At 61.9% G+C, this 3,138-nt stretch carries 5 protein-coding genes; 4 read left to right on the plus strand and 1 reads right to left on the minus strand.

What is annotated here, in order from left to right; all coding sequences use genetic code 11:
• From VEK15_21590 to VEK15_21605, 4 genes are all read left to right on the plus strand, one after another.
• Nucleotides 1-560: CHAT domain-containing protein (locus tag VEK15_21590; protein HXV63307.1), on the plus strand; the 560-nt coding region annotated here is incomplete at its 5' end.
• 27 nt (nucleotides 561-587) lie between these two features.
• A complete protein-coding gene (locus tag VEK15_21595; GenBank protein HXV63308.1) occupies nucleotides 588-1,451 on the plus strand; it encodes a hypothetical protein in 864 nt (287 codons plus the stop codon).
• 27 nt (nucleotides 1,452-1,478) lie between these two features.
• The gene (locus VEK15_21600; GenBank protein ID HXV63309.1) at nucleotides 1,479-1,880 is read left to right on the plus strand and encodes a hypothetical protein; all 402 of its coding nucleotides are present in this window, start codon (nucleotides 1,479-1,481) and stop codon (nucleotides 1,878-1,880) included.
• Nucleotides 1,873-2,484, plus strand: coding sequence for a hypothetical protein (locus VEK15_21605; protein ID HXV63310.1), 612 nt, complete (start codon nucleotides 1,873-1,875; stop codon nucleotides 2,482-2,484). Before VEK15_21600 ends, VEK15_21605 begins: the two co-directional genes overlap by 8 nt.
• A gap of 189 nt (nucleotides 2,485-2,673) precedes the next feature.
• On the opposite strand, the gene VEK15_21610 is transcribed toward VEK15_21605, so the two are convergent.
• Nucleotides 2,674-2,994, minus strand: a complete 321-nt coding sequence (locus VEK15_21610; GenBank protein HXV63311.1) for a type II toxin-antitoxin system prevent-host-death family antitoxin — start codon at nucleotides 2,992-2,994, stop codon at nucleotides 2,674-2,676.
• Nucleotides 2,995-3,138: the final 144 nt, after the last annotated feature.

The raw sequence follows: 3,138 nt of genomic DNA on the forward strand, positions 1-3,138 counted from the left end.
TTCCGCGGCTTCAGGGTGCCGCGGACGAAGCGATCCGGATCGCGCGCTGGCACGAGGGCTCCGAGATCCTCCTCGGACCGGTCGCTACCCAGGAGCGTTTCCTCGCCGGCGTTCGCAAGGCGCAGTTGATCCACTTCGCAGGACACGCGGTCACGAATCCCGAGTTGCCGATGCTCTCATTTTTGGTCTTAGCGCCCGGAAGCGGCGACAGTGGCGTTCTCGCGGCGCACGAAATTCAGAACCTGGATCTGTCGCGCACCCGCCTGGTGGTGCTGGCGGCGTGCAGCACGGCGACAGGTGAGATCTCGGTCGGCGAAGGAGTCCTGAGCCTTGCCCGGCCATTCCTCGCCGCCGGCGCGTCCGCGGTCGTCGCCAGCCTGTGGGACGTCGACGATGAGGCCAGCACGTCTCTCCTCGTGGCTTTCCATCGCTTGCTGGCCTCCGGAATGCTGCCCGCCGAGGCGCTGCGCTCGGCCCAGGTCGAGTTTCTCGACACGAGCGAAGAGATGCGGCGTCGTCCTGACGTCTGGGCGGCGTTCCAGTTCATCGGTGGTTTATGATCTCAGCACCCTTGGAAAGGAGAATTCATGAAACTCACGATCGATTTCTACGGTCTTTGTGCGGTGGTTCGGGATGCCAAGAAGGACACGAAAGCCAAGAATGTGGACGTGCTCCTTCTGGCTGCGGAGAAGACGCGCTATTCGACGCGTCGACATGATCCGCTGTTGGTCTTTGCTCATGCCAATCTGGAGAGCGCTTCCGATCATGAGCACTCGACGTTCCAGCTACCGAACGGCGGCGCTCTGCTCTGTGTCTGTTCTCTGAGAGGACGGGTGCTGACGATTCGTCCAGATGACCGCGATCCCGGCACGGACGCACTCAAGGTCCGTCTGGATACGTTGCCGGATCTGGACGAGACGGCTCACGCCGGCGAGATTGATCCCGCCTGCCTCGGCACGAGCCCCCAGCCCATGCCCATTTCCGCCCGCGTGAGGCTCGGAGAGGGTAAGGTGACGTGTCCCAAGAAGTCGCAATTACCAACGGAGTGGAGCTTTCACCCCCCACTCGATGGCGAGGATTGCTACGCCAAGAAGTTTTCTAACTGGTTTCGGTATATTCTAGACGTCGAAGCCGATTCCATCGTTCTCGAGGCCCGTTCGTTCGACCGCACCGATGTAAAAACTCTGGAATTGATATCGGTAACCGATGGTGAGGGGAATATCATCGAGCCCGTGCTCTCCATTTCCAACTATCCGGCCATGCTGCCGGCGTCTCACGACGATCGCACGGAAAGTCACAACCTGGCCTATTACGACTTATCCAAGAATCGTCCCAGTATGCGCCCCGTACCTGTTCCCAATGCGACCTGCTCACCGCCATCCGGGGATACGCACGTGGCCCACCTCGGCCCAGGGGAGGTCGGCTGCTCGCCCATGAAGATGCATACCTGACGCAAACGTTTCGGATGGAGGTGAAAGATGGACGAAGACCGATTCGACGCGAAGTATCGATCCATTCCCAAGGATCAGATGGATTTGCCGGTGACCTTCTCCATCGACGGCCGCAAGTTGCGGCTGCGGGAGCTCCTGGATCGCGACGAGCCCGATTTCCTTTGGCCCGAGCAGCTCAGCGAGAGGCAGCTTCAAGACTTGACGGCCGACCGCGTGGCCGCGCAGGAGGAGTTCCTCATCGGCATGCTCGGCGTCGGCGAGATTGACAAGGATCGGGCGATCGCGGCGATCGCGGATCCGGCCAGCGACGTGGGCCGGGCTCTCCTCGACGTCGAGGGCAGGACGATCGCTCGCGTCCTGCGCAGGGCCTCGACCGAGAAAGGCTGGCCTCTTCCAGACCGGGCGACTAGGAGAAATGGACATGGCTAAGTGGGTCGTGGCTATAGAGCCGGCAAGAGATCCAGTGGCGAGCGCCACTTATCAACATCGCCGCCAGAGAGTCTATCCCCATGTCGGAGATCTTCAGATCGCAATGCTCGATGGCCAGCTTGCGGAAAGAACCAAGATCAAACCGGCTTTGCAGAACGCGGAGGTCGTCTACGTCACCGGATCCGGTCACGGAGTCAAGCGCGCCTTCCTCGATCGCCCCACGAATGGTACTGCCCTTCTCCACGGCGACCACAACGACGACTTCGCCGGCAAAATCGTCCACCTCTTGTCCTGCTGGGCGGCCGAAGGCCTCGGACCCGAGCTGCGACAGGACGGCTGCCGGCTCTTCGTCGGTTACAAGGGGCTCTTCAGCTTCTTTCTCAACAACGACGACCTGGAGGAACAGGTTCTCGAATGCGATTCTCTGATCGATCGCAGCTTCGCCGAGGGGAAGACAGCGGCAGAGGTCAAAGCCCTCGTTCGAAAGTGTTGCGCCGAGACGGTTCAGAACCTGGAAGACGGCGGACACCTTTATTCCGCATCGTGGTGCGAACGCAACTACGAGCTCTTGGTGTTCCTGGGGTCGGACGACGTGAAGCTCTGACTATCGTCCTCGGTGCCAGCGCCCTCAGTCAGACCGTAGATGCGGCACGCCTTTAGGAGGGTCGAGCGTTCCCGACGATCACTCCATGGCCGTTGGAAGGACCACGAACCCCCTCCCCCTGAGCCGCCTGGCGCAGTCGGTGATCGAGGCAGACGAACTCGGATCCTGAAGGACGCTCGAGACACCAGGTCAGGGCCGCAGCAAGCTGAAGCGAAACCTCCACCAGGACTCCTCGCGTTCCGCGGCCAACGCCGCCCGCACCGAGGCCGCGGCGTCGCGGCCTCGAGCGAGCCTCCGGAACGACGCGTCGAGGGGTCTCGTCGGGCGTTTCAGGAGTCCTGTCCGCTCGAGCTCCGCCAGCCGACCCTCCTCCGGGTCCGCGGGAGAGATCGGCACGATTCGCGCAATCGGCCGTCCGCGCTCGGTCACGGAGACCTCCTCGCCGGCCTTCACCGCGGCAAGGAGCTCCGACAAGCGGGATTTGAGCATCGCGACGCCAGCGACTTTCATATGACTACACTAGTCACCAATCGGTCCAAGGTCAACCTCTCGCTGTCATCTTCCTGTCATCCGCGCCTTCGTACACTCCCCGCCAATGGCAACGAACCCCGCGACGCAAGAGGACTCGACGACGATGACGACGCTGAAGAGAAT

The sequence above is a fragment of the Vicinamibacteria bacterium genome, from assembly GCA_035620555.1.
GTDB lineage: Bacteria > Acidobacteriota > Vicinamibacteria > Marinacidobacterales > SMYC01 > DASPGQ01.